The organism is Parasphingorhabdus sp. (assembly GCF_036963705.1).
In the GTDB taxonomy this organism is placed as follows: domain Bacteria; phylum Pseudomonadota; class Alphaproteobacteria; order Sphingomonadales; family Sphingomonadaceae; genus Parasphingorhabdus.
On the sequence record NZ_JBALUT010000009.1, the window covers coordinates 1 to 19,198 of the forward strand.

The window sequence follows — 19,198 nt, forward strand, 5'->3', positions numbered from 1 at the left end:
AGCGTAACAAGAGCTGAGACCAAGGGGACCCCAACGATGCGTTATTTTCTTGATACTGAATTTAACGGCTTTTGCGGTGAATTGATTTCGATCGCTCTGGTTCCCGAAGATGACTCCATTGCTCCCTTTTACGCGGCGGCGGTATGCCAAAACCCCACGCCGTGGGTTGCCGAGCACGTCATTCCTGTGCTGGATGTCGAGCCAGTGGAGCGCAGACGTCTCGCAGACCAGTTCGCGGACTATCTGAGCGACGATCCCGAACCTGTGCTGGTTGCAGACTGGCCCGAAGACATAGCCCATGCGGCGCGGTTGCTTGTTATCGGCCCGGGCCTTATGAAACCGGTCCGTAATATTCGTTTTGATCTGGTCGATGCCGAGCTCGTTGGCTTGAGCGAGGACCGCGCCGTTCCGCACAATGCCTGTCACGATGCGCTCCGGCTACGCGCCGATGTGCTTGCCTATGAAAAACGAATGGCGACGTAGATGGGACAGCATCCAACCAGCGCAACCCCTCATCCAAATATATCTAGCCGCCTCCGTTAAAGCTTCTGCGGCAAGATTTCGGATCTTTCTCACTCACGGGAGAAGGTTTAAAAGCCGCTGTCCTTCACCCGAACCAATCGCTTGTTGTGCCCCCGCTCCCGCAACGAGCGCGGGACGGGCTCTGTGACAATCCGGAAGTTCACACTCGACGCCAGACTTGCGTTTCTTATAGACGGGAATTCTAAGGTTTCGGGGCAAAGGTCACGATAAAAAGAACAGGCCTCCGGTGTCTAGTTTGCCGCGAGTCAGAGCAACGGCCAGGTGCGCACAATATCTCTGCCTTTTCGTTACACTTTGCGTCTTCGCGGCTTTGTGCGAGTCAAATTGGTCTGATCGGCACAAGCCGTCACGTCAAAAACGCTTCCCTAGCCCCGATAGTGAATCAAGTTCAGCACAGGCTTTTGACAAGGTTTGGAACAGATGAGACCGGATTTTTGGGGAATGTTGCAACAGCCGCTCGTCCTCCGGACGCGCTCTGGGCCTTAAAAACTGGTCGGGACGAGAGGATTCGAACCTCCGACCCCCACACCCCCAGTGTGATGCGCTACCAGGCTGCGCTACGTCCCGACCGAGGCTGCGCATATATGGAGGTCGATGGGGCTTGGCAAGTCGTTTGCGTGATGTTTCCAACCTTTCCGGAATACGGATTTCATTGCACCGTCGACAAGCGCGTGATAGGCGCGCGCATCATTCGGGTTGGCTGTTTAAGGGCTTGAAATACCGGCCCGGTCAACACACATCACAATTTGCAATTATCGGGACGGATTCATGACAAGCATTTCTATATTATCTGCAGCAGCGGGCACCGGTGGTGCCGGTGGTTTTCTGATTTCGGTTATGCCGCTGGTATTGATTTTCGCGGTTTTCTATTTTCTGCTGATCCGTCCGCAGCAAAAGAAGATGAAAGAACATCAGGGCAAGATCGGCGCGGTCAAGAAAAATGACCAGGTTGTCACCGGGGGCGGCCTGGTGGGCAAAGCGGTCAAGGTCGACGATGAATTTGTCGAAGTCGAAATCGCAACCGGCGTTCGCGTCAAAGCGGTCAAGGCGACCTTGTCGGATGTCATGCCACGCGGTGGTGCCAAACCTGCGAACGACTGAACGCGGTGATATAGAAAGTTAGTTTCGATGCTCGATTTCCCGCGCTGGAAAGTCATTTCCATTTCTCTGTTGCTGGCCTTTGGCGTGCTGATGTCATTGCCAAGCCTGATTGGCGAGAGCGGTCAGAAATACTGGCCCAGCTTTTTACCCAACCAGACCATCAACCTGGGGCTTGATCTTCAGGGCGGTAGCCACATCTTGCTGGAAGCCGATCCGGCCGATGTAGCAACCATGCGGCTCGAGACGATGGAAGAATCTGTGCGGGCGGAAATGCGCCGTGCGGAACCGCGGATCGGCATTGGCGACATCTCGCGACGTAATGGTGTGTTGAGCTTCATGGTGCGCGACAGCACTCAGGTTGATGCCGCACGCGACGCGATCGTTCCGCTTACCAGCGGCGCCGGCCTGACCGGTCAGCGGGACTGGGACATCGAAGTGCGCGATGATACGCGCTTTGTTCTAACTCCGACCGCAGCCGGCCTGGAAAATGCGGTTACCAATGCGATGGATACGGCGACCGATGTTATTCGTCGCCGGATCGATGAAATGGGCACCCGCGAGCCGACCATCATTCGCCAGGGTGATACGCGGATCGTCGTGCAAGTGCCGGGTCTTGACGATCCCGAAGCGCTGAAAGCCTTGCTCGGACAAACCGCAAAGCTCGAATTCAAACTGGTCGATTTTGACGCCGATCCCAATGCGCTGGCCGCAGGGCGGGCACCGATCGGAAGCCAGATTTTCCCTTATCCCGACAATCCGTCCGGATTGCCCAATATCGCCGTCAAACGGCTTGGCGGAATTAGCGGCGACAAACTGACCGATGCTGGACAAGGCTTTGCCCCGGAAACCAATGCACCGGTGGTCAACATAACCTTTGACAGCGAGGGCGGTTCGAAATTCGCGCGTTTGACCCAGAATAATGTCGGTCGACCATTCGCGATCATCCTTGATGGGCAAGTGCTTTCCGCACCGAATATCAACGAACCGATCCTTGGCGGCTCCGCTCAGATTTCCGGTAATTTCACCGTTGAAAGCGCCAACCAGCTGGCTATCGCTTTGCGATCCGGTGCGCTGCCGGTGGAACTGAAGATCGTCGAGGAGCGCACTGTCGGTCCCGATCTTGGCAAGGATTCGATCGACAAGGGCATGATTGCCGCGATCATCGCAACCGTAGCGGTTCTGACCTTCATGGTGGTGACTTATGGACGCTTTGGCATGTACGCCAATATCGCGCTGGCCTTGAACCTGTTCATCATTGTCGGGGTTATGGCGATTTTCAACGCAACATTGACGCTGCCGGGTATCGCGGGGTTTGTGCTCACCGTCGGCTCCGCCGTCGATGCCAATGTGCTGATCAACGAAAGGATCAGGGAAGAGCGCAGGCGAGGGCGACGAGTCATTCAGGCGATTGAAGTTGGCTATAAAGAAGCTTCGCGCGCTATTTTTGACGCGAATATTACCAATATCATCGCCGGCGTATTGCTGTTCATGTTCGGCTCCGGTCCGGTCAAGGGCTTCGCGGTCGTTCTGATGATCGGTATCGCGTCTTCCGTCTTTACCGCCGTGGTCGTAACCCGGATGTTTGTAGTGCTGTGGGTCAGAAGAGCCCGGCCGCAGGAGTTGGTGATATGAGACTGCTCAAACTCGTCCCGGACGATACCAATATCGGTTTCCTGAAATGGCGGAATATCGCCATGGCCTTCAGCATCCTGACGATCATTGCATCGATGGGGCTGGTCGCTGCCAAGGGTTTGAACTTTGGCGTCGACTTTGTCGGTGGCCAGATGATCCAGGCTACGTTTACCGAGACCGAAGCCGCTCCTATTCCTGAGCTGCGTGAAAGCATTGGCGGGCTTGGCTATGGCGAAGCAACGATCCAGCGTTTTGGCGATGCCAATGAGGTGTCGATCCGGATGCGGCTGCCAGCCGAAGCGGAATCGCGGCCCGAGGCGGCCAGTGAAATGACCGCCAAGATCGTATCGACCCTGAAGGCCGATCATCCCGATGTCCGTATTGATGGCGTGGAGTCGGTTTCCGGCAAAGTGTCGTCGGAACTTTTTGAAACCGGTGCTTATTCGCTGCTGTTCGCGATGATCGCGATATCGATCTATATCTGGATCCGTTTCGAGTGGCAATTTGGCATCGGTGCCCTGTTTGCGCTGGTCCACGATGTCGCGCTGACCTTCGGTCTGTTCGCGCTGACCCAGATGGAGTTCAACCTCAATATCGTCGCTGCGCTGCTGACGATCATCGGCTATTCGCTTAACGACACGATCGTCGTGTTCGACCGTATCCGCGAGAATCTGAAGAAATATCGCAAGATGGATATCATCGCCTTGCTCGACCTGTCGGTGAACGAGACTCTGGCCCGGACGGTGATGACCAGCTTGACCATGTTGATCGCGCTTGGTGCCTTGATCCTGTGGGGACCCGATGTAATTTTCGGTTTCTCCGTGGCAATGTTCTTCGGCGTATTTGTCGGTACCTACAGCTCGGTCTACATGGCTGCTCCAATCCTGATCTGGCTGAAAGTCGGTCCGGACACGTTCGTGCCAACCGATTCAGCAGACGACAAGCCGGAGCAGACGGGCGGACCAGAGCAGATCGGCTGAATTTTGGTAGAGCTACGCAAGGATGTCGAATTTACCGGTCCGGTGGTCACCGGCTTTACGGCTGAGGGTTTCAAGATTGGTGACCAGCGGTTCGAGCAAGGCCTGCTGATATCGCCTGAACAGGTATTGGATTGGGCTGGGTCGAGTCTGGATAAACTCGATCTTGGCGAGATATTATCCGGCCTCAACCTGTCTCCGGCCCCCGAATTTTTGCTATTGGGTAGCGGCGCGTCGATGCTGCAGCCTCCGGCTGCTTTCCGCCGGGAAGTAGAAGCGGCAGGCATGGGACTGGAAGTCATGGACAGCCGTGCTGCGGCGCGGACTTGGGGCGTGCTGCGGGCAGAAGAACGCTGGATCGTCGGGGCATTTCTACCGATATCCTAGCCTCTATTCGCTGCTTCGTTCAATATGCTCAGCAACTGATCACCATTATTTTTCCAGCTGAACCGGCTGACCGATGATCGCACCAGTTCTTGTGCCGGACGTTGGGAGAGGATGGCCTTTGCCGCCTCTACAATCGCTTCGGCAGTCTGGTCGACTACCCGCCCGGCAGAGCCGCTGGTCACCAGTTCCCGCGCGCCACCGGCCTCGCTGATGATCACCGGCGTGCCGCAGGCAAGCGCCTCGACCCAGGCGTTGGCGAGACCTTCGGACTTGGACACAAGAATAGCGATATCGGCTGCAGCAGTCAGATCCGGTAATTGATCGTGCGGAACGCTGCCGAGGAATCGGACTCGGTCAGCAACGCCGAGTTGCCTGGCGAGGGCACGATAGGCATGTTCTTCCTCTCCCAGTCCGGCGAGCATCAAAGTGGCGTCGGGAAAACTTGCTAGAGCGCGGATAACCAGATCCTGGTTCTTGCGGGCGATCAGCGCCCCGGTGGTAATGAACAACGGCCCGTTGACGCCCAGCGCGCGCTTGGCCGCCAGCCTGTCGACGGGCCGGAACTTGTCCTGGTCGAGCCCGGTATAATGGACCGAAATCTTGTCGCCATCCATCCCGAGCGCAATCATATCCTGCTTCAGCGCTTCGGATACCGCCAGCAAGGCGCTGGCCTTCTCCGCTGCACGCAATATCTGATCGCGGCATTTGGGATCGCTGCCCCAGTGATGGATATCCGCGCCGCGCGCCTTGATCGTGAAGGGAATGTCGAGCGCCTGGGCCAGCCGCATCGCCGCTGGCCCGTCGGGGTAGAAAAACTCCGCGTCGATCACGTGAAACGGGGTTTGCTGATGCAATTGCCTGACCAGCGGCAGCACTGCTTCGGCAATCCGCTTCGGGTTGCTTGCGCCGCCTATCTTAGGGATCAGCCTGAACCGGGGGCGGTAGACATCGAGCCCGCGCCACTCTTCATGCCGGGGCAGGGTGTTCAGGGCCTGATATTGTCCGAGCCGGCTCAACGGCCACGGCGGTATCCCCACAGGATTGACGACCGTCACCACGGCCTCGAGCTGGCCGGAAAGCTCCGCGGTTTGCCGTTCGACAAATATCCCGAAATTGGGAGCAGCAGCATTGGGAAACAATGTCGACAGGGTGAGGACACGAAGTGGTTGGGTCATGGCGGTATTCCTAGCGCAGAGGCGCTAAAGCTCCCTTACCAGCCGCACGGCGACGCCGATCCATTCAGGATCGCTGACAATTTGCTGCCGTGCGCCGCTGCCAAGCGGCAGGATTTGCAGCTTGTTACCCTCGCGCCCGATCAGGCGCCCGAACAGATAGCGTCCGGCGGGGCGAGGGGCCAGCACGTCGCGGTTGAGCGCGCCGCTATATTGTTCCGGTGTCCGCCGCGATAGCCAGACATCGTCACCAGCCCGATAATCACCGATGCTGCTTTTGACCCGTAGGGCGACCATCGCTGGTTCGATAGTGGGCTGATAGATATTCTCGGTCTTGTCGAGAGCGTGGGCGCCCTTGTGGTCCAGAATTGCTGCAACCGGAAGTTCTTCCTGGTCGGGCAGGGACAGAAGCGCAGCGCTGTCGACGCCAAGTGCATTGGCAATCCGGTTTAGCCAGCCGAGCGACAAGGTCCGCGCCCCGGTTTCCAGCCGCCCGATGGTTTGCGCGGTCGTCGGTGGTTCACACCGTCCGGCTACTTCGTCCAGCGTCAATCCCTTGGCCTTGCGAACGTCCCTGATACGGCTGATCATATCTATCTCCAAACCTATATGGTTTTATCCTTTCCTACAATATCTCCAAAATGGCAAGAACATATAATTACCAATTAGGACATATTATGCCGATGAAAGTCACCAAACTTCATCCCAATCCCCGTTTGCTTGGCGAGCGTGCGCTGCCGCAGGACGGCGAAGACCGCAATGACCGCGAACCAAAGAGGATGCGCGCGCGTAGCGTCACCGTAAACCTGTCGGAATCGCCTTTGGGCTGGCTTCACGCCAGAGGGCATCTGTCCGATCGGCAATTTGATGCGGGCGAAAAGCTCCGCGCCGATTGGGAGCGGGCTAATCTGGCGCCCCGGATTACGATGCGTTGGGACGCGGCTCCGGTTGCTGGTGGAAAGCGCGCTGCTCCCAAAGCCCTAGAGGAGTCCGAAGCACAGCTTGCCGCAAAATTACGCTTCGAAAAAGCCATCGACCATCTGGGTAGCGATCTTGCCGATATTGCCTGGCGGATCATCTGCGGAGGCGAGGGGACACCGGTTGCGGAGAAAAATCTCGGCTGGCCTGCAAGGTCCGGAAAACTGGTGCTGAAAATTGCGCTGGACCGGCTGGCCATCTTCTATCGACTGCCGGGCTGATCAGGAATTGCTCAGTTGCTCGACTTCTTCCGCCAGCTCCAGCCAGCGCATTTCGGCAGAGTCTTTTTCCTCGATCAAGGCGCTATTCTCTTTGGTCAATGCCTCGAATATCGGGAAGTCCCGGACATAGAGTTTGGGATCGGCAAGCGCCTGTTCGATCTCGCCCATGCGCAAGTCAATAGCCTCGATCCGATCCGGCAATTGATCGTAATCACGCTGATCCTTGTAGCTGAGTTTCTTGCTCGGACTGCTCGACCGAGAGACCTGCTTGGTCGAAGATTGCGCTGGTTTGGACTGGGTTTTCTGGTTTGAACCAGTTTGTTTGCGTTGCGCTTCCCATTCGGCGTAACCGCCAGCGATAACATCGACATTGCCGCTGCCATCCAGGCCCAATGTGACGGTTACAGTCCGGTCGAGAAAATCGCGATCATGGCTGACCAGCAGGACGGTGCCTTCATAATCGGCGATCACTTCCTGGAGCAGATCAAGCGTTTCGAGATCGAGGTCATTGGTCGGTTCGTCGAGAACCAACAGGTTGGACATGCGGGCGAATTCGCGAGCGAGCAGAAGGCGGGATTGTTCGCCACCCGACAATGTCCCGACCCGTGCGTCGATCAGACTGGGCGCGAACAGAAATTCCTTGAGATAGCCTTGCACATGTTTCTTGGTACCGCGCACATCGATCCAGTCGCTGCCATCGGCAAGAACATCGCGGACCCGCTTGTCGGGGGTGAGCAGGCTGCGTTGCTGGTCGATGAAAACACCGTTCAATGTCTGTGCGAGCACAACGCTGCCGGTATCGGACTCCAGTTCGCCGGTCAGCATCTTCAGCAAAGTTGTTTTGCCGGCGCCATTGGAGCCGACGATCCCGATCCGGTCGCCACGCTGGATGCGCAGGGAGAAGTCGCGGATAATCACGCGCTTGGCGTCGCCTTCGCCAAAGGATTTGGAAATATTGGTCGCGGTTATTACCGATTTGGTTCGGCTATCATCGCTTTCGGCTTGCAGCTTGGCTGCGCCTGCCGGACCGATCATCGCCGCGCGCTGAGCCCGCATTTCCCATAGCTTCGCTAGCCGCCCCTGGTTGCGCTTGCGCCGGGCGGTAACGCCGCGTTCGAGCCATTGGGCTTCAAGTTTCAGCTTTGCGTCAAGCTTTTCCGCCGAACGGGTCTCGTCGGCGTAGATTTTTTCCATCCAGGCATCATAGCCGCCAAAGCCGACGTCAAGCCGCCGGATCGTGCCGCGGTCGAGCCATAATGTCTGTTTGGTCAGCCGGGTCAGAAATGTCCGGTCATGCGAAATGGTTATGAACGCACCCTTGTAACGACCGAGCCATTCTTCCAGCCAGTCGATTGCGCCGAGATCAAGGTGGTTGGTCGGCTCGTCGAGCAGCAACAGATCGGGTTCCGAAGCCAAGGCCCGGCAAATCGCCGCTCGCCGTTTCTCGCCGCCGCTCGCCTTGTCGGCGCGAATAGAAAGGTCGGTCCCGAGCTGGTCGGCAATTGCCTCCACTTCATGCAGAGCCGGCCCCGGGTTCCCGGACAGCGCAAAGTCCCGCAACGTCTCGAACGGAGTAAGGTCTGGTTCCTGCTCCAGCATCACAATATTGACGCCCGGCTGGATAACCCGCTTGCCCTTGTCCGATTCAATCTCGTCGGTGATCAATCGCAACAGGGTCGTCTTGCCCGCGCCGTTTCGTCCGATCAGCGCCAGCCGGTCCCGCGGCCCGACGTGCAGATCGAGATCCTGAAACAGCCATCCTTCGCCCTGATGGAGCGAGAGATTTTCGTATGAAAAAATTGGAGGTTGGGACATGGTCTCCGCGCGTTAGGGGCAAGCGGGCTTTCGCTCAAGTCTTCTCTTTGGCACAATGCCCATTGACGTGCCGAGGCTTATCGGATTGTTAGGAGCGGAATTGACATTTTGGGTGTTAGGGGCGGGATTTGGACATAGTATATCTGAATGGCGAATATGTCCCGAGGGCATCTGCCAAAATTTCCATATTTGACCGGGGACTACTGTTTTCCGACGCTGTCTATGAAGTGATTTCGGTCATTGATGGCCGATTGATCGATATGGAGCGCCACGTCAGCCGTCTCGAACGGTCGCTTGGCGAGCTTTCAATCAATGCCTTCGCCGATTGGATGGGCATGTCGCAAAATTTGGTCGCAGAAAATAAGTTGCAGGAAGGTCTGATCTATTTGCAGGTCTCACGCGGGGTGATGGACGAGCGGGAATATCGCTGGCCTGCACCGGAAACCGTCCCGACTATATTTGCCTTTGCCCAGGAACGAGCGTTGCTCGTAAATCCGATGGCCGATCGCGGCATGCGGATCATCACCCGGCCCGATCTGCGCTGGCAGAGATGCGACATCAAGACCACCCAATTGCTCTATGCCTCCTTGATGAAAATGGAGGCTGTTGCTGCGGGAGTCGACGATGTCTGGTTGACCCAGGATGATATGATCACAGAGGGTACCTCCCAGAACGCGCATATCATCAGCCGCGACGGTGTGCTGATTTCGCACCAGCTAGATCGCCGAATCTTGCCCGGCGTCACCCGTATCGAAATGCTGACGCAGGCAAGTTCCATGGAACTAACGGTCGAGGAACGCGCTTTCTCGATAGACGAAGCAAAAAATGCGGCTGAAGCGTTTGTCACGTCTTCAACATTGCTGATCATGCCGGTCGTCGAGATTGACGGCCACAGGATCGGCGATGGTGAGCCGGGTGAACGAACAGGAGAAATCCGTCAAAACTATTTAGCTGCCGTTCAGAGAGCTTCGTCTACAACGAACTGAATCAATGGAGATAAATATGAAATATTCGATTCTACTCGCCGGAGCAGCCTTGGTATTTGCACCGGTGAACATCGCACAAGCCGCGAATGTCGAGATTGTCGCCCAGAATCCGGTCATCGAACTCAGCGTCTCCGAGCAGGTCGACAGCGCGCCGGATACCGCGACATTCAGCACCGGTGTCGAAACAAAGGCGCCGACCGCAACTCAAGCACTGCGCGATAACTCGGTGCAGGCGCGGGCGGTAATCGACCGTCTCAAATCGCTGGGTATTGCCGAAAAGGACATTCAGACCACCGGCATCAATCTGCGGGCAGATTATGATTATGACCAGGAAAGTCGGGAGAACCGCTTCGTCGGCTATGTGGTGTCCAATCAGGTTTCTGCGACCGTGAATGATATATCCAAGCTTGGAAAGATTCTCGATGCCATCGTCAGCAGCGGTGCCACCAATTTGAATGGCCCTTCTTTCTCGATCAGCGATGACAGCAAGTTGAAGGACGTGGCGCGGGAGCGGGCGCTTGCCAATGCCAAATCGCGGGCAATGAGCTACGCTCGCGCGGAAGGCTATACGGGGGTCAGGGTACTGTCTATCAGTGAGGGGATGTCCCATCAGTCCGACGCACCGATGATGCGGATGGAGGCTTCCGCATCGAAGTCTGCTCCGCCTATCGCTCCGGGACAGGTCGGAACGGTGGTGTCGCTCAACATAACATATGAAATGACTCGTTAATCGAACCGTCTCTAGCCTGAACCCGCCATTCACCTGATGTTAAAACCGCCGAGCCTAGGAGGATAAGGATGTTAAAGAAAACCGCCTTTTTGACCCTTCTCGCGCTCGGCGTAACCGCCGTTGTGCCGCAAATGGCTGCGTCCAAGGATCGCCGTGGCGAGCAGAACGAAGCGCGTGCGCAAATGATGGCCGGCAAGGTGAAATCGATCCGTTCGATCGAGAACCAGATCCTGCCAAGAATGGCGGATAGCGAGTATATCGGACCGGAATTTGACCCCAATGCTTTGGTCTATCGGCTAAAATTCATTCGCGATGGCCGGGTCTTGTTTGTGGACGTTGACGGCCGGACCGGTTCGATTCTGCGTCAGACCCGCTGATCCTGATCGGCGATCCGCTAATTTCTAAATCATTGTGCGTTTTCGGGATGGTGATATAGGCTATCCCAGATAAAACTGTACCATTTCGGAGGACAAGCATGCGCGTCTTGATCGTTGAAGACGAACCTACGCTGGGGCAACAGCTCAAATCGACACTGGAAGCCAATGGCTATGCCATTGACCTGTCGACGGACGGCGAAGATGGCCATTTCATGGGCTCGACCGAAGACTATGACGCGGTGATCCTCGATCTCGGCCTGCCCGAGGTTGACGGCCTGACCGTACTCGATCGCTGGCGCAAGGAAGAGCGCAATTTTCCGGTACTGGTGCTGACCGCGCGGGACAGCTGGTCCGACAAGGTCGCCGGGCTTGATGCCGGCGCCGACGATTATCTTGCAAAACCGTTCCAGACCGAGGAACTGATCGCCCGTCTGCGCGCGCTGATCCGCCGCGCATCAGGCAATGCCTCTTCAGAACTTACCGCAGGCACCGTGCGTCTAGATACACGGTCGGGTAAGGTCACGCTCGACGGCAGTCCGGTCAAGCTGACGGCGCAGGAATATAAACTCCTGTCCTATCTGATGCACCACAAGGGCAAAGTCGTGTCCCGCACGGAGTTGATCGAGCATATTTATGATCAGGACTTTGACCGGGATTCCAACACAATCGAAGTGTTTGTGACCCGCATCCGCAAGAAACTGGGTGCGGAAGTCATTTCGACGATTCGGGGGCTTGGCTATAGTCTAGAGGATCCCGAAGCCTGAATGAATCAAGCCAGATAGACATACCGGTCGATGAAAAGGCACCGACAACCCATAATCGGCTAGGCACCCAAACCACTGGTTCCCTCGGTCGCCGGATGATCGGGATTGCTGCGGCATGGATTGTCATCCTGCTGTTCGGCGGCGGTTTTGCGCTCGACCGTGTATTGAACGACGCGGTCACCCGCAATTTCGACAATCAGCTGGAATATGTACTCACCGCCATGATCGCGTCGGCGGAGATCGGCCCCGATGGCGAGGTCTTTCTAAACCGGCCGCTGGGAGACCAGCGCTTTCTCGAACCCAATAGTGGCCTCTATTGGCAGATCAGCGGCAAAGATCATGATGATTTCCCATCCCGTTCTTTATGGGATCGCACGCTGGAATCGAACATCACCCATGATGATCGCGAAACCCATATCTATGACAGCAAACAGTTCTCAGACGAGCCGCTGCGGTTGCTCGAGCGCACGATCATTTTGCCCGACTCCGAAACAAAATGGCTGTTCCAGGTCGCGCAGAGCCGCGATGGCCTCGATTCCCAGATCGCCAATATTCGTTCGATCCTAATCAACAGTTTCCTGATTCTCGCGCTCGGCCTGATCGGCATGGCTGCGCTGCAGACGCTCTATGGTCTGTGGCCGCTGCGCAAAATCCGGATTGCCATCGCGGCGATGCGGACCGGGCAGCAGCGCCGGGTGGTCGAACCGATGCCCAACGAAGTCACGCCGATGGTCGACGAACTCAACGCCCTGCTCGATCACAACGAAAAACAGGCAGAAGAAGCGCGGCGGCACGCCGGTAATCTGGCCCACGCGCTGAAAACCCCGCTTACCGTTATCATGAACAGCGCCACCGCCAAGGCGGATGATCTGGCTGACACCGTGATTCGCGAAGCCGGCGTCATGCGGCGGCAGGTCGACCATCATCTGGCGCGCGCGCGGGCAGTCGGCCGGCGTGGCCATGCCCATAGCCGGGCCAAGGTCTGGCAAAGCCTGCAGGCTGTAGAACGTGCCGTCGGACGGCTTTACTCTCACGTCCGGATCGACATTGATGGAGACAAAAATGCGGTTGTTTCGGTCGAGCGTCAGGACCTTGACGAAATGATCGGCAATCTGGTTGAAAATGCCGCCAAATATGGCGGAGGCAGCGTCTTTGTCACGGTCGAAACCAGTGACGAATTTGTCGAACTGCTGATCGAGGATGATGGCAATGGCATCCCCGAGAAGGACCGCCAGCGCATATTCGACCGGGGCGCGCGGCTCGACAGCGGCAAGCCCGGGACCGGGCTTGGCCTGGCCATTGTCCGCGATGTCGCGGAAATCTATGACGGATCGGTCTCGCTGGAAGAAAGCGAAGATCTGGGCGGATTGCTGGTGCGGTTGCGATTGCCGAAGAGCGAGATTGTCGAGTCCTAGTCGGTCTCGGCCTTGATCCGTTCATGGTGGCGGATCACTTCGTCGATGATGAAGCGGAGGAATTTCTCCGAAAATTCGGGATCAAGATTGGCGTCGCTGGCTAGCTGGCGCAGGCGTGCAATCTGTTCCTGCTCCCGACCTGCGTCGGCCGGCGGAAGATCATTCTTCGCTTTATATTCGCCCACTGCCTGGGTTACCTTGAACCGCTCTGCCAGCATGAACACCAATGCTGCATCGATATTGTTGATGCTTTCGCGAAATTGTTGCAGCTTTTCGTCCATGTTTCGTCGCCTGATTATTGTCCGTCGCGGATATCGTCCCGGATGTGCGGGATGCAACCGAACTGGTCTTGATTTCACTTGCCTTATCCCTAGTGACTTGCCACATCCGGTGCAACATGTCAGCAACGGTCCATCATCTCGGGCGGGACTCCGCACCTTCGCTAGAACCTATTATGTCACTGGTCGCCAGCGACATGAATCAGGTCAACGCCGTGATTCTGGACCGGATGCAATCAGAAATCCCGCTCATCCCCGAACTGGCCGGCCATCTTATCGCCGGCGGGGGCAAGCGTATGCGCCCGATGCTCACTCTCGCGGCGGCGAAGCTGATCGGCTATTCGGGCAACCGTCATTTCAAACTGGCGGCTGCGGTGGAATTTATTCACACCGCGACCCTGCTGCACGATGATGTGGTCGACGGTTCCGACTTGCGGCGCGGCAAAGCCGCTGCAAATCTGATTTTCGGCAATCCGGCCACGGTGTTGGTGGGTGATTTCCTGTTTAGCCGCGCTTTCGAACTGATGGTCGAAGATGGCTCGCTTAAAGTATTGAAAATATTGTCTAATGCGTCGGCGGTGATTGCCGAAGGGGAGGTCAATCAGCTGACCGCCCAGCGCAAGATCGACACCAGCGAAGATCGCTATCTTGATATAATTGGCGCAAAAACCGCTGCATTATTTGCTGCCGCCAGCCGGATATCTGCGGTGGTTGCAGAATGCGACGAGGAAGTCGAACTGGCGCTGGATAGCTATGGCCGCAATCTCGGCATCGCGTTTCAGCTGGTTGACGACGCGATAGATTATAGCTCTGATCGCGAAACCATGGGCAAGGATGCCGGTGACGATTTCCGCGAAGGCAAGGTGACCCTGCCGGTGATTCTGGCATATGCTCGCGGCAGCGAGGAAGATCGCAGATTCTGGAAAGATGCGATTATCGGGCATAAATCCTCGGATGAGGATCTCGCGCTGGCTACCGGATTGCTGCGCTCTACCGGCGCAATTGACGATACAATGTCGCGGGCCCGCCATTATGGCCAACGGGCGATTGATGCGCTGGGTATCTTTCCTTCCGGAAAAGCGCGGGAAGCGATGACTGAAGCAGTTGAATTTGCCATTTCCCGCGCCTATTGAGGCGGTTCAGGACAGGAACGAAACATGGCCGCACGAATTTATCAAATCCCCAGAAACGCGATGCAGTCGGGCAGGGCTCTGACCGACAAATGGGTATTGGAATTTGAACCGTCAGAAGCGCGCAAGCCTGATCCCTTGACTGGCTGGGCTGGTTCCGGTGATACCCAGCGGCAAGTAGAGCTGAACTTTGCTTCATGCGATGCGGCCAAGGCTTATGCCGACAAGCATGCGATCGATTATGCGGTCATTCCAACACCGCAGAAAACGCTGAAGCTGCAAGCTTACGCGGATAATTTTCGCTAATCAGGCGCTTTTCCCGTTCAGGGCCACAGGGCGTCCTACGAAAACGGGAAAAACAGCAGGAGTTTGACGTCGATCGCAAGACCGGCGTGGCGCTTCGTCTCGATAAAATCACTCAGTTCGGTCAACGCGACGCGGTGGACGGTGATATTCTCTCCTGCCACTCCGCCGCCTTCGCTGACCTTGGTCAATCCGCTAGCCTTGAACAGCGAGAAACTCTCCGACACCATCCCCGGTGAGGAGTAGAATTCGCCGCAGTCCCGGATTGCCGCCGCGCGATAGCCGGTTTCTTCTTCGAGCTCGCGAATCGCTGCGATCGAGCTGTCTTCATCGGCATTGTCATCATGATCGCCAACCAGTCCGGCAGGAAGCTCGATACAGGATTTGCCCAGCGGCACGCGATATTGCTCGACCAGAAGCACATGGCCTTCGTCGATTGCCAGGATCACCGCAGCGCGGATACCGCGGCTGCGGGAAACATATTCCCACTTGCCTTCGCGCTTGGCCGTGATGAAACGGCCTTCCCACATGATTTCTACTTCTTCGGACATTTCTACCCCGTTGGTGCTGAGCTCAATGAAATAGGGCCTGCCTCAAAAGTCACCCTTGAACAAGCTCAGCGCAAACAGAAGGTCACAGTTCGATCAGTTTATCGGGCAGCTCGTTGGGGTTCTGGTCGGTCTTGGGGAAATGGTCCGACAGGACAATACCCATCTGGCGCACCGCTTCGGCCATGCCTTCGCCTGGCTTGTCGGCGCGCACTAGGTCGATCAGGGATACCATCGCGTCGCCCCAGATGGCTGGCTCGACTTTATCGACGATGGCATTGTCTGCCACGATTTCCGCGCGATGTTCGCGCATCGATAGATAGAGCAATATGCCAGTTCTACCGACGGTGCGATGATCGGTTGATACCCGGAACAAGGATATCGCCCGCTTGCGCACGCGGGCCTTTTTGATCGGTGGCGGGATGAGGAGGTAAAGCAACGGCTTCCACATCAGGATCAACCTGGTACCCAAGAATTTCAGTGCGGTAAAAACGAACAGGGCCCAATAGGGCAGTGCGGATATGCCGCTCCAGCCGCCGGTCAGCCAATCGATGATATTCAGATATATTTCGGGAAACAGACTGATGACCAGCAATGCGGTCAGCGCTACCAATCCCGATATCGCCCATGCGACGTCGCCGTAGTGATCGGATTCGCCGGTCACGATGGTAACGATTTCGCCATCCGTGGTTTGTTCTGCCAGCGAAACAGCGGACGTAACGATTTTGTGATCGTTCGGTGTGAACTGGTTGACTTTGCTCATTACCAGCCTCCCGAAGCGCCGCCGCCGCCAAAGCCGCCTCCGCCTCCGCTAAAGCCGCCTCCACCGAATCCGCCACCGCCACTGCTGCCTCCGCCCCAACCGGATCCACCGCCAAATATGACGACCGGTCCGACACCACGACGATAGCGTTTGCCGCCACGGTTTGAGAACATCGGGATTATAACGAAGAAGATCAGAACGAAGATCCAGAAAATAGCCAGACCGATATTCTTCCCATCGCCTTTACCGGTTTGCTGGCTGGCCTGCTGGGCTACCGCGCGGGCCTCTTCTTCCGGCAGAACCAGCTGGTTTGATATCCGGTTTACGCCAGCAATAATGCCGCCGGCCATATTGTTGTTGCGGAACTCAGGCAGAATATCGTTCTGGATGATCATGCTCGACAGTGCGTCGGTCATGATGCCTTCGAGACCATAGCCCACTTCAACGCGTACTTTGCGTTCATTGGGGGCCACCAGCAACACCAGGCCATTGTCTTTTTCGGCTTCGCCTTCGCCATCCTGTCCAATGCCCCAAGTACGGCCGAGTTGATAGCCATAGTCGGCAATATCATAGCCTTCGAGACTGTTGACCGTCGCCACAACAAGCTGGCGATTGGACTGGACCTCCAGGGCAGCAAGCTTCGCGGTAAGCTCTGCTTCCTGCGCAGGGTCGAGTAAATCGGCCTGATCGACAACGCGGCCGGTTAGCTCAGGGAAGCTTTGGGCAAAAGCCGGGCTGGCGACCGCCAGAAAGCCGACCGCCAAGCCTAGAAGGACAGTCTTAAGCGGCGTTATGACTCGAAGTGCAATCACCCTTAAAAGCTGACTTCAGGTGCTTCGTCGGCGCCTTCAGAGGTTGCTGCAAATGGTTCCATTGGCTCGGCACCGTGGATGATCTTCGCGCCGATAATATCGGGGAAGGTGCGGATCGTCGTATTATACTGGCGTACCGCTTCGTTATAATCGCGGCGGGCAACATTGATCCGGTTCTCCGTGCCTTCCAGCTGGCTTTGCAACGCGAGGAAATTCTGGTTGGATTTGAGATCGGGATACGCTTCAACAGTCGCCATCAGACGCCCCAGTCCTTGCGAGAGCGCGCCCTGTGCGGCTGCGAATTCCTGGACCTTCGCGGCATCGCCAAGATCATCTGCGCTGAGCTGGATTGAACTGGCTTTTGCCCGGGCTTCCACCACGGCTGTCAGCGTGTCCTGTTCCTGGGTCGCAAAACCTTTCACGGTCTCTACCAGATTCGGAATGAGGTCGGCGCGACGCTGATAGGTGCTTTCGACATCCGCCCATTTTGCTTTCGCATTTTCTTCGGCTGTCGGCACACTGTTTATACCACAGGCGCTTAGCGACAAGGCCATGGCCGGAACCACCAGAAACTTGATCAATTTATTCAGCATATTTGAAATCCCTCCATCCACACGGCTCGACGCCGCGACTCTTTGTAAAAATAGGTATCATTGGTCGCTTTTGCAACGACATCCCTCGACTATTTTGGATTTTCCATCCATTTACACGCCTTTATAAATGGATGGAAAATGATATGTTAAACGAGTTCAAGGACTTTATTCTGAAGGGCAATGTGCTCGATCTTGCTGTCGCGGTTATTATCGGCGCGGCTTTTGCGACGATTACCACTTCCCTGACTGAAGATGTCATCATGCCAATAGTCAGCGCCCTGTTCGGCGCCCCCGATTTCTCGACCATGTTCCTGTTGCTGGGCTCACCGCCAGCTGATTATGCCGGTGCTATGACCGACTATGCTGCGCTGAAAGAAGCCGGCGTGCCAATGCTTGGTTGGGGCCAGTTCCTGACGGTAGTAATCAACTTCGTCATTCTCGCGTTCATCATCTTCATGATTGTCCGCTACGCCACCAAGGTGATGAAAAAATCCGAAGCCGAAGCTGAAGCGGTTGATACCGGACCCAGCGAAATCGATCTGCTAATCGAAATCCGGGACAGCCTGAAAAAATAGCAACAAAGATAGCAATCCGGGATTGCTGATATCGCCCCTTTTGCTGCGTGATTTGCCTACGGTAAAACATGCATCGCGAGAGGGGCGATTTTTTTTGCCTCGAGACTTTCAAGACTCGCTCGAAAAGTCGGCAAAACTCCCGAGATCTAAATAATAATCCTTTTATTATAATAGGATAGTTTGGGTCATCATTTTTTAAGATACAATAATATTTTTCGCTCTTATAGGCCCGCTCAGCTGGTTTGATTCTCAGCTGTTTTGAACGTCTATAGGGGACTATATTATTATGCGTAAATTCGCTGTTTTGGCTGCATCCGCAGCCGTATTCGCTTTGAGTGCCTGCAATGCTCCAGCTGAAGATGCTGCAGTAACTGAAGAAGTTGCGACTGAAGAAGTTGCACCTGCTGAAGATGCTATGGTTGCTGAAGAAGTTGCTCCGGTTACCGAAGAAGCAACCGCTGAAGCTGCTCCTGCAGACGAAGCTGCTGCACCTGCAGAAGTTACCGAGTAAGCTTAACTATCTGAAATTCCCTTGGGGGAACTAGAGGAGGGTCAACCGGGAAACTGGTTGGCCCTTTTTTTGTTGTGTATTCGGGAACCATTTTGTTTCAGGCAAGTTGACATCCCCGAGGAGCCTTTTTTGCTCCTTGCAATTGACGAGGGAATATTATGCGTAAGATGATGATTTTGACCGCTACTTCTGCTGCTTTGGCGCTTGGCGCCTGCGCACAGGAAGACACCAGCGGCGCTGAAACCGAAACCGAACTCCAGGCTCAGGAAGCCGAGATGGAAGCTGACCGGCTTGACGAAGCTGCCGACAATGCGACCACCGAAGCCGGTGAAGATATGATGGAAGACAAAGCTGCAGCCATGGAAGACAAGGCTGATGCCTTGGAAGACAAAGCTGACGCAGAAGAAGGCGTTCTCGCTCAGTAATTCCGAATTCCCTTTGGGGAACTAGAGGAGGGTCAACCGGGAGACCGGTTGGCCCTTTTTCTTGTCTGTGCACTGTTCATTCAGAATTAAACGCCTATATAGGCACTGTTCGTTTCGACGGACTATGGTGATAAATGATGGCGTGTAATAGACACTACGGAC

The 19,198-nt window shown here is 56.0% G+C and carries 24 protein-coding genes, 1 tRNA gene and 1 other RNA gene (1 of these 26 cut by a window edge); 17 read left to right on the forward strand and 9 right to left on the reverse strand.

Translation table 11 applies throughout. The annotated features are described in order from the left end of the window. On the forward strand, positions 1-483 hold a 483-nt coding region (locus V7680_RS03465), incomplete at its 5' end, for a hypothetical protein (protein WP_335651900.1). Between the two features lie 550 nt (positions 484-1,033). Here the strand turns inward: V7680_RS03465 and V7680_RS03470 are convergent. Then, positions 1,034-1,110: transfer RNA gene (locus tag V7680_RS03470), tRNA-Pro, on the reverse strand. Positions 1,111-1,311: 201 nt separating this feature from the next. On the opposite strand from V7680_RS03470, the gene yajC reads away from it, so the two are divergent. The 4 genes from yajC to V7680_RS03490 are packed head-to-tail and all read left to right on the forward strand — an operon-like array spanning position 1,312 to position 4,640. Next, positions 1,312-1,644 carry a preprotein translocase subunit YajC gene (gene yajC / locus V7680_RS03475; RefSeq protein WP_335651901.1) on the forward strand — a complete coding sequence of 111 codons (333 nt, stop codon included), beginning with the start codon at positions 1,312-1,314 and terminating at the stop codon, positions 1,642-1,644. A 27-nt stretch (positions 1,645-1,671) separates the two neighbouring features. Further along, a complete protein-coding gene (secD, locus tag V7680_RS03480) occupies positions 1,672-3,276 on the forward strand; it encodes a protein translocase subunit SecD (RefSeq protein ID WP_335651902.1) in 1,605 nt (534 codons plus the stop codon). Then, a complete protein-coding gene (secF, locus tag V7680_RS03485) occupies positions 3,273-4,256 on the forward strand; it encodes a protein translocase subunit SecF (protein WP_335651903.1) in 984 nt (327 codons plus the stop codon). The genes secD and secF overlap by 4 nt, the downstream gene beginning before the upstream one ends. Positions 4,257-4,259: 3 nt before the next feature. Continuing rightward, positions 4,260-4,640, forward strand: a complete 381-nt coding sequence (locus V7680_RS03490) for an Mth938-like domain-containing protein (protein ID WP_335651904.1) — start codon at positions 4,260-4,262, stop codon at positions 4,638-4,640. Here V7680_RS03490 and V7680_RS03495 read toward each other — a convergent pair. Together V7680_RS03495 and V7680_RS03500 are read right to left on the reverse strand one after the other, a co-directional pair. Beyond that, positions 4,637-5,815, reverse strand: coding sequence for a glycosyltransferase (locus V7680_RS03495; RefSeq protein ID WP_335651905.1), 1,179 nt, complete (start codon positions 5,813-5,815; stop codon positions 4,637-4,639). The two genes, V7680_RS03490 and V7680_RS03495, sit on opposite strands and share 4 nt — an antisense overlap. Positions 5,816-5,839: 24 nt before the next feature. Then, a complete protein-coding gene (locus V7680_RS03500) occupies positions 5,840-6,403 on the reverse strand; it encodes a helix-turn-helix domain-containing protein (RefSeq protein WP_335651906.1) in 564 nt (187 codons plus the stop codon). Positions 6,404-6,489: 86 nt separating this feature from the next. Here V7680_RS03500 and V7680_RS03505 point away from each other — a divergent pair, with 86 nt between their 5' ends. Further along, entirely contained in the window at positions 6,490-7,011 is a 522-nt protein-coding gene (locus tag V7680_RS03505) for a DUF6456 domain-containing protein (RefSeq protein WP_442954961.1), read from the forward strand. Here V7680_RS03505 and V7680_RS03510 read toward each other — a convergent pair whose 3' ends face one another. Then, entirely contained in the window at positions 7,012-8,826 is a 1,815-nt protein-coding gene (locus tag V7680_RS03510) for an ABC-F family ATP-binding cassette domain-containing protein (protein ID WP_335651907.1), read from the reverse strand. 128 nt (positions 8,827-8,954) lie between these two features. Between V7680_RS03510 and V7680_RS03515 the strand changes: the two genes are divergently transcribed. The 5 genes from V7680_RS03515 to V7680_RS03535 all read left to right on the forward strand — a co-directional run bounded on the left by V7680_RS03515 (position 8,955) and on the right by V7680_RS03535 (position 13,098). Next, positions 8,955-9,812, forward strand: coding sequence for an aminotransferase class IV (locus V7680_RS03515; protein ID WP_335651908.1), 858 nt, complete (start codon positions 8,955-8,957; stop codon positions 9,810-9,812). A 16-nt stretch (positions 9,813-9,828) separates the two neighbouring features. Next, a complete protein-coding gene (locus tag V7680_RS03520; RefSeq protein WP_335651909.1) occupies positions 9,829-10,542 on the forward strand; it encodes an SIMPL domain-containing protein in 714 nt (237 codons plus the stop codon). 68 nt (positions 10,543-10,610) lie between these two features. Then, entirely contained in the window at positions 10,611-10,919 is a 309-nt protein-coding gene (locus V7680_RS03525; protein WP_335651910.1) for a PepSY domain-containing protein, read from the forward strand. A 98-nt stretch (positions 10,920-11,017) separates the two neighbouring features. After that, positions 11,018-11,683, forward strand: coding sequence for a response regulator transcription factor (locus V7680_RS03530; RefSeq protein ID WP_335651911.1), 666 nt, complete (start codon positions 11,018-11,020; stop codon positions 11,681-11,683). Between the two features lie 95 nt (positions 11,684-11,778). Further along, a complete protein-coding gene (locus V7680_RS03535; protein WP_335651912.1) occupies positions 11,779-13,098 on the forward strand; it encodes a sensor histidine kinase in 1,320 nt (439 codons plus the stop codon). Here V7680_RS03535 and V7680_RS03540 read toward each other — a convergent pair. Next, a complete protein-coding gene (locus V7680_RS03540; protein WP_335651913.1) occupies positions 13,095-13,379 on the reverse strand; it encodes a chorismate mutase in 285 nt (94 codons plus the stop codon). The two genes, V7680_RS03535 and V7680_RS03540, sit on opposite strands and share 4 nt — an antisense overlap. Positions 13,380-13,495: 116 nt before the next feature. On the opposite strand from V7680_RS03540, the gene V7680_RS03545 reads away from it, so the two are divergent. Continuing rightward, positions 13,496-14,509 (forward strand): polyprenyl synthetase family protein, encoded by a 1,014-nt coding sequence (locus V7680_RS03545; RefSeq protein WP_335651914.1) that lies wholly within the window; start codon positions 13,496-13,498, stop codon positions 14,507-14,509. Between the two features lie 24 nt (positions 14,510-14,533). Beyond that, positions 14,534-14,812, forward strand: a complete 279-nt coding sequence (locus V7680_RS03550; protein WP_335651915.1) for an ETC complex I subunit — start codon at positions 14,534-14,536, stop codon at positions 14,810-14,812. 35 nt (positions 14,813-14,847) lie between these two features. Here V7680_RS03550 and V7680_RS03555 read toward each other — a convergent pair whose 3' ends face one another. From V7680_RS03555 to V7680_RS03570, 4 genes are all read right to left on the reverse strand, one after another. Continuing rightward, the gene (locus V7680_RS03555; RefSeq protein WP_335651916.1) at positions 14,848-15,360 is read right to left on the reverse strand and encodes an NUDIX hydrolase; all 513 of its coding nucleotides are present in this window, start codon (positions 15,358-15,360) and stop codon (positions 14,848-14,850) included. A gap of 82 nt (positions 15,361-15,442) precedes the next feature. Next, entirely contained in the window at positions 15,443-16,120 is a 678-nt protein-coding gene (locus tag V7680_RS03560; protein ID WP_335651917.1) for a TPM domain-containing protein, read from the reverse strand. Continuing rightward, positions 16,120-16,884 carry a TPM domain-containing protein gene (locus V7680_RS03565; protein ID WP_335651918.1) on the reverse strand — a complete coding sequence of 255 codons (765 nt, stop codon included), beginning with the start codon at positions 16,882-16,884 and terminating at the stop codon, positions 16,120-16,122. The genes V7680_RS03560 and V7680_RS03565 overlap by 1 nt, the downstream gene beginning before the upstream one ends. A 50-nt stretch (positions 16,885-16,934) precedes the next feature. After that, entirely contained in the window at positions 16,935-17,525 is a 591-nt protein-coding gene (locus V7680_RS03570; RefSeq protein ID WP_335651919.1) for a LemA family protein, read from the reverse strand. Positions 17,526-17,668: 143 nt separating this feature from the next. On the opposite strand from V7680_RS03570, the gene mscL reads away from it, so the two are divergent. From mscL to ssrA, 4 genes are all read left to right on the forward strand, one after another. Next, the gene (mscL, locus tag V7680_RS03575) at positions 17,669-18,100 is read left to right on the forward strand and encodes a large conductance mechanosensitive channel protein MscL (protein WP_335651920.1); all 432 of its coding nucleotides are present in this window, start codon (positions 17,669-17,671) and stop codon (positions 18,098-18,100) included. A 286-nt stretch (positions 18,101-18,386) separates the two neighbouring features. After that, positions 18,387-18,611, forward strand: a complete 225-nt coding sequence (locus tag V7680_RS03580; RefSeq protein WP_335651921.1) for a hypothetical protein — start codon at positions 18,387-18,389, stop codon at positions 18,609-18,611. A gap of 158 nt (positions 18,612-18,769) precedes the next feature. Continuing rightward, a complete protein-coding gene (locus tag V7680_RS03585; RefSeq protein WP_335651922.1) occupies positions 18,770-19,036 on the forward strand; it encodes a hypothetical protein in 267 nt (88 codons plus the stop codon). A 69-nt stretch (positions 19,037-19,105) separates the two neighbouring features. Then, positions 19,106-19,198, forward strand: a transfer-messenger RNA (tmRNA) gene (gene ssrA / locus V7680_RS03590); it runs 255 nt beyond the window's last position.

What these genes read in the sequence shown, in the direction of transcription:
- V7680_RS03580 (WP_335651921.1), top strand. Translation starts at nt 18,387, where the DNA reads ATGCGTAAATTCGCTGTTTTGGCTGCATCCGCAGCCGTATTCGCTTTG.
- secD (WP_335651902.1), top strand. Translation starts at nt 1,672, where the DNA reads ATGCTCGATTTCCCGCGCTGGAAAGTCATTTCCATTTCTCTGTTGCTG.
- V7680_RS03570 (WP_335651919.1), bottom strand. Translation starts at nt 17,525, where the DNA reads ATGCTGAATAAATTGATCAAGTTTCTGGTGGTTCCGGCCATGGCCTTG.
- V7680_RS03550 (WP_335651915.1), top strand. Translation starts at nt 14,534, where the DNA reads ATGGCCGCACGAATTTATCAAATCCCCAGAAACGCGATGCAGTCGGGC.
- V7680_RS03525 (WP_335651910.1), top strand. Translation starts at nt 10,611, where the DNA reads ATGTTAAAGAAAACCGCCTTTTTGACCCTTCTCGCGCTCGGCGTAACC.
- V7680_RS03500 (WP_335651906.1), bottom strand. Translation starts at nt 6,403, where the DNA reads ATGATCAGCCGTATCAGGGACGTTCGCAAGGCCAAGGGATTGACGCTG.
- V7680_RS03555 (WP_335651916.1), bottom strand. Translation starts at nt 15,360, where the DNA reads ATGTCCGAAGAAGTAGAAATCATGTGGGAAGGCCGTTTCATCACGGCC.
- V7680_RS03560 (WP_335651917.1), bottom strand. Translation starts at nt 16,120, where the DNA reads ATGAGCAAAGTCAACCAGTTCACACCGAACGATCACAAAATCGTTACG.
- V7680_RS03505 (WP_442954961.1), top strand. Translation starts at nt 6,490, where the DNA reads ATGCCGATGAAAGTCACCAAACTTCATCCCAATCCCCGTTTGCTTGGC.
- V7680_RS03535 (WP_335651912.1), top strand. Translation starts at nt 11,779, where the DNA reads ATGATCGGGATTGCTGCGGCATGGATTGTCATCCTGCTGTTCGGCGGC.
- V7680_RS03530 (WP_335651911.1), top strand. Translation starts at nt 11,018, where the DNA reads ATGCGCGTCTTGATCGTTGAAGACGAACCTACGCTGGGGCAACAGCTC.
- V7680_RS03545 (WP_335651914.1), top strand. Translation starts at nt 13,496, where the DNA reads ATGTCAGCAACGGTCCATCATCTCGGGCGGGACTCCGCACCTTCGCTA.
- yajC (WP_335651901.1), top strand. Translation starts at nt 1,312, where the DNA reads ATGACAAGCATTTCTATATTATCTGCAGCAGCGGGCACCGGTGGTGCC.
- V7680_RS03520 (WP_335651909.1), top strand. Translation starts at nt 9,829, where the DNA reads ATGAAATATTCGATTCTACTCGCCGGAGCAGCCTTGGTATTTGCACCG.
- secF (WP_335651903.1), top strand. Translation starts at nt 3,273, where the DNA reads ATGAGACTGCTCAAACTCGTCCCGGACGATACCAATATCGGTTTCCTG.
- V7680_RS03540 (WP_335651913.1), bottom strand. Translation starts at nt 13,379, where the DNA reads ATGGACGAAAAGCTGCAACAATTTCGCGAAAGCATCAACAATATCGAT.
- mscL (WP_335651920.1), top strand. Translation starts at nt 17,669, where the DNA reads ATGTTAAACGAGTTCAAGGACTTTATTCTGAAGGGCAATGTGCTCGAT.
- V7680_RS03495 (WP_335651905.1), bottom strand. Translation starts at nt 5,815, where the DNA reads ATGACCCAACCACTTCGTGTCCTCACCCTGTCGACATTGTTTCCCAAT.
- V7680_RS03585 (WP_335651922.1), top strand. Translation starts at nt 18,770, where the DNA reads ATGCGTAAGATGATGATTTTGACCGCTACTTCTGCTGCTTTGGCGCTT.
- V7680_RS03510 (WP_335651907.1), bottom strand. Translation starts at nt 8,826, where the DNA reads ATGTCCCAACCTCCAATTTTTTCATACGAAAATCTCTCGCTCCATCAG.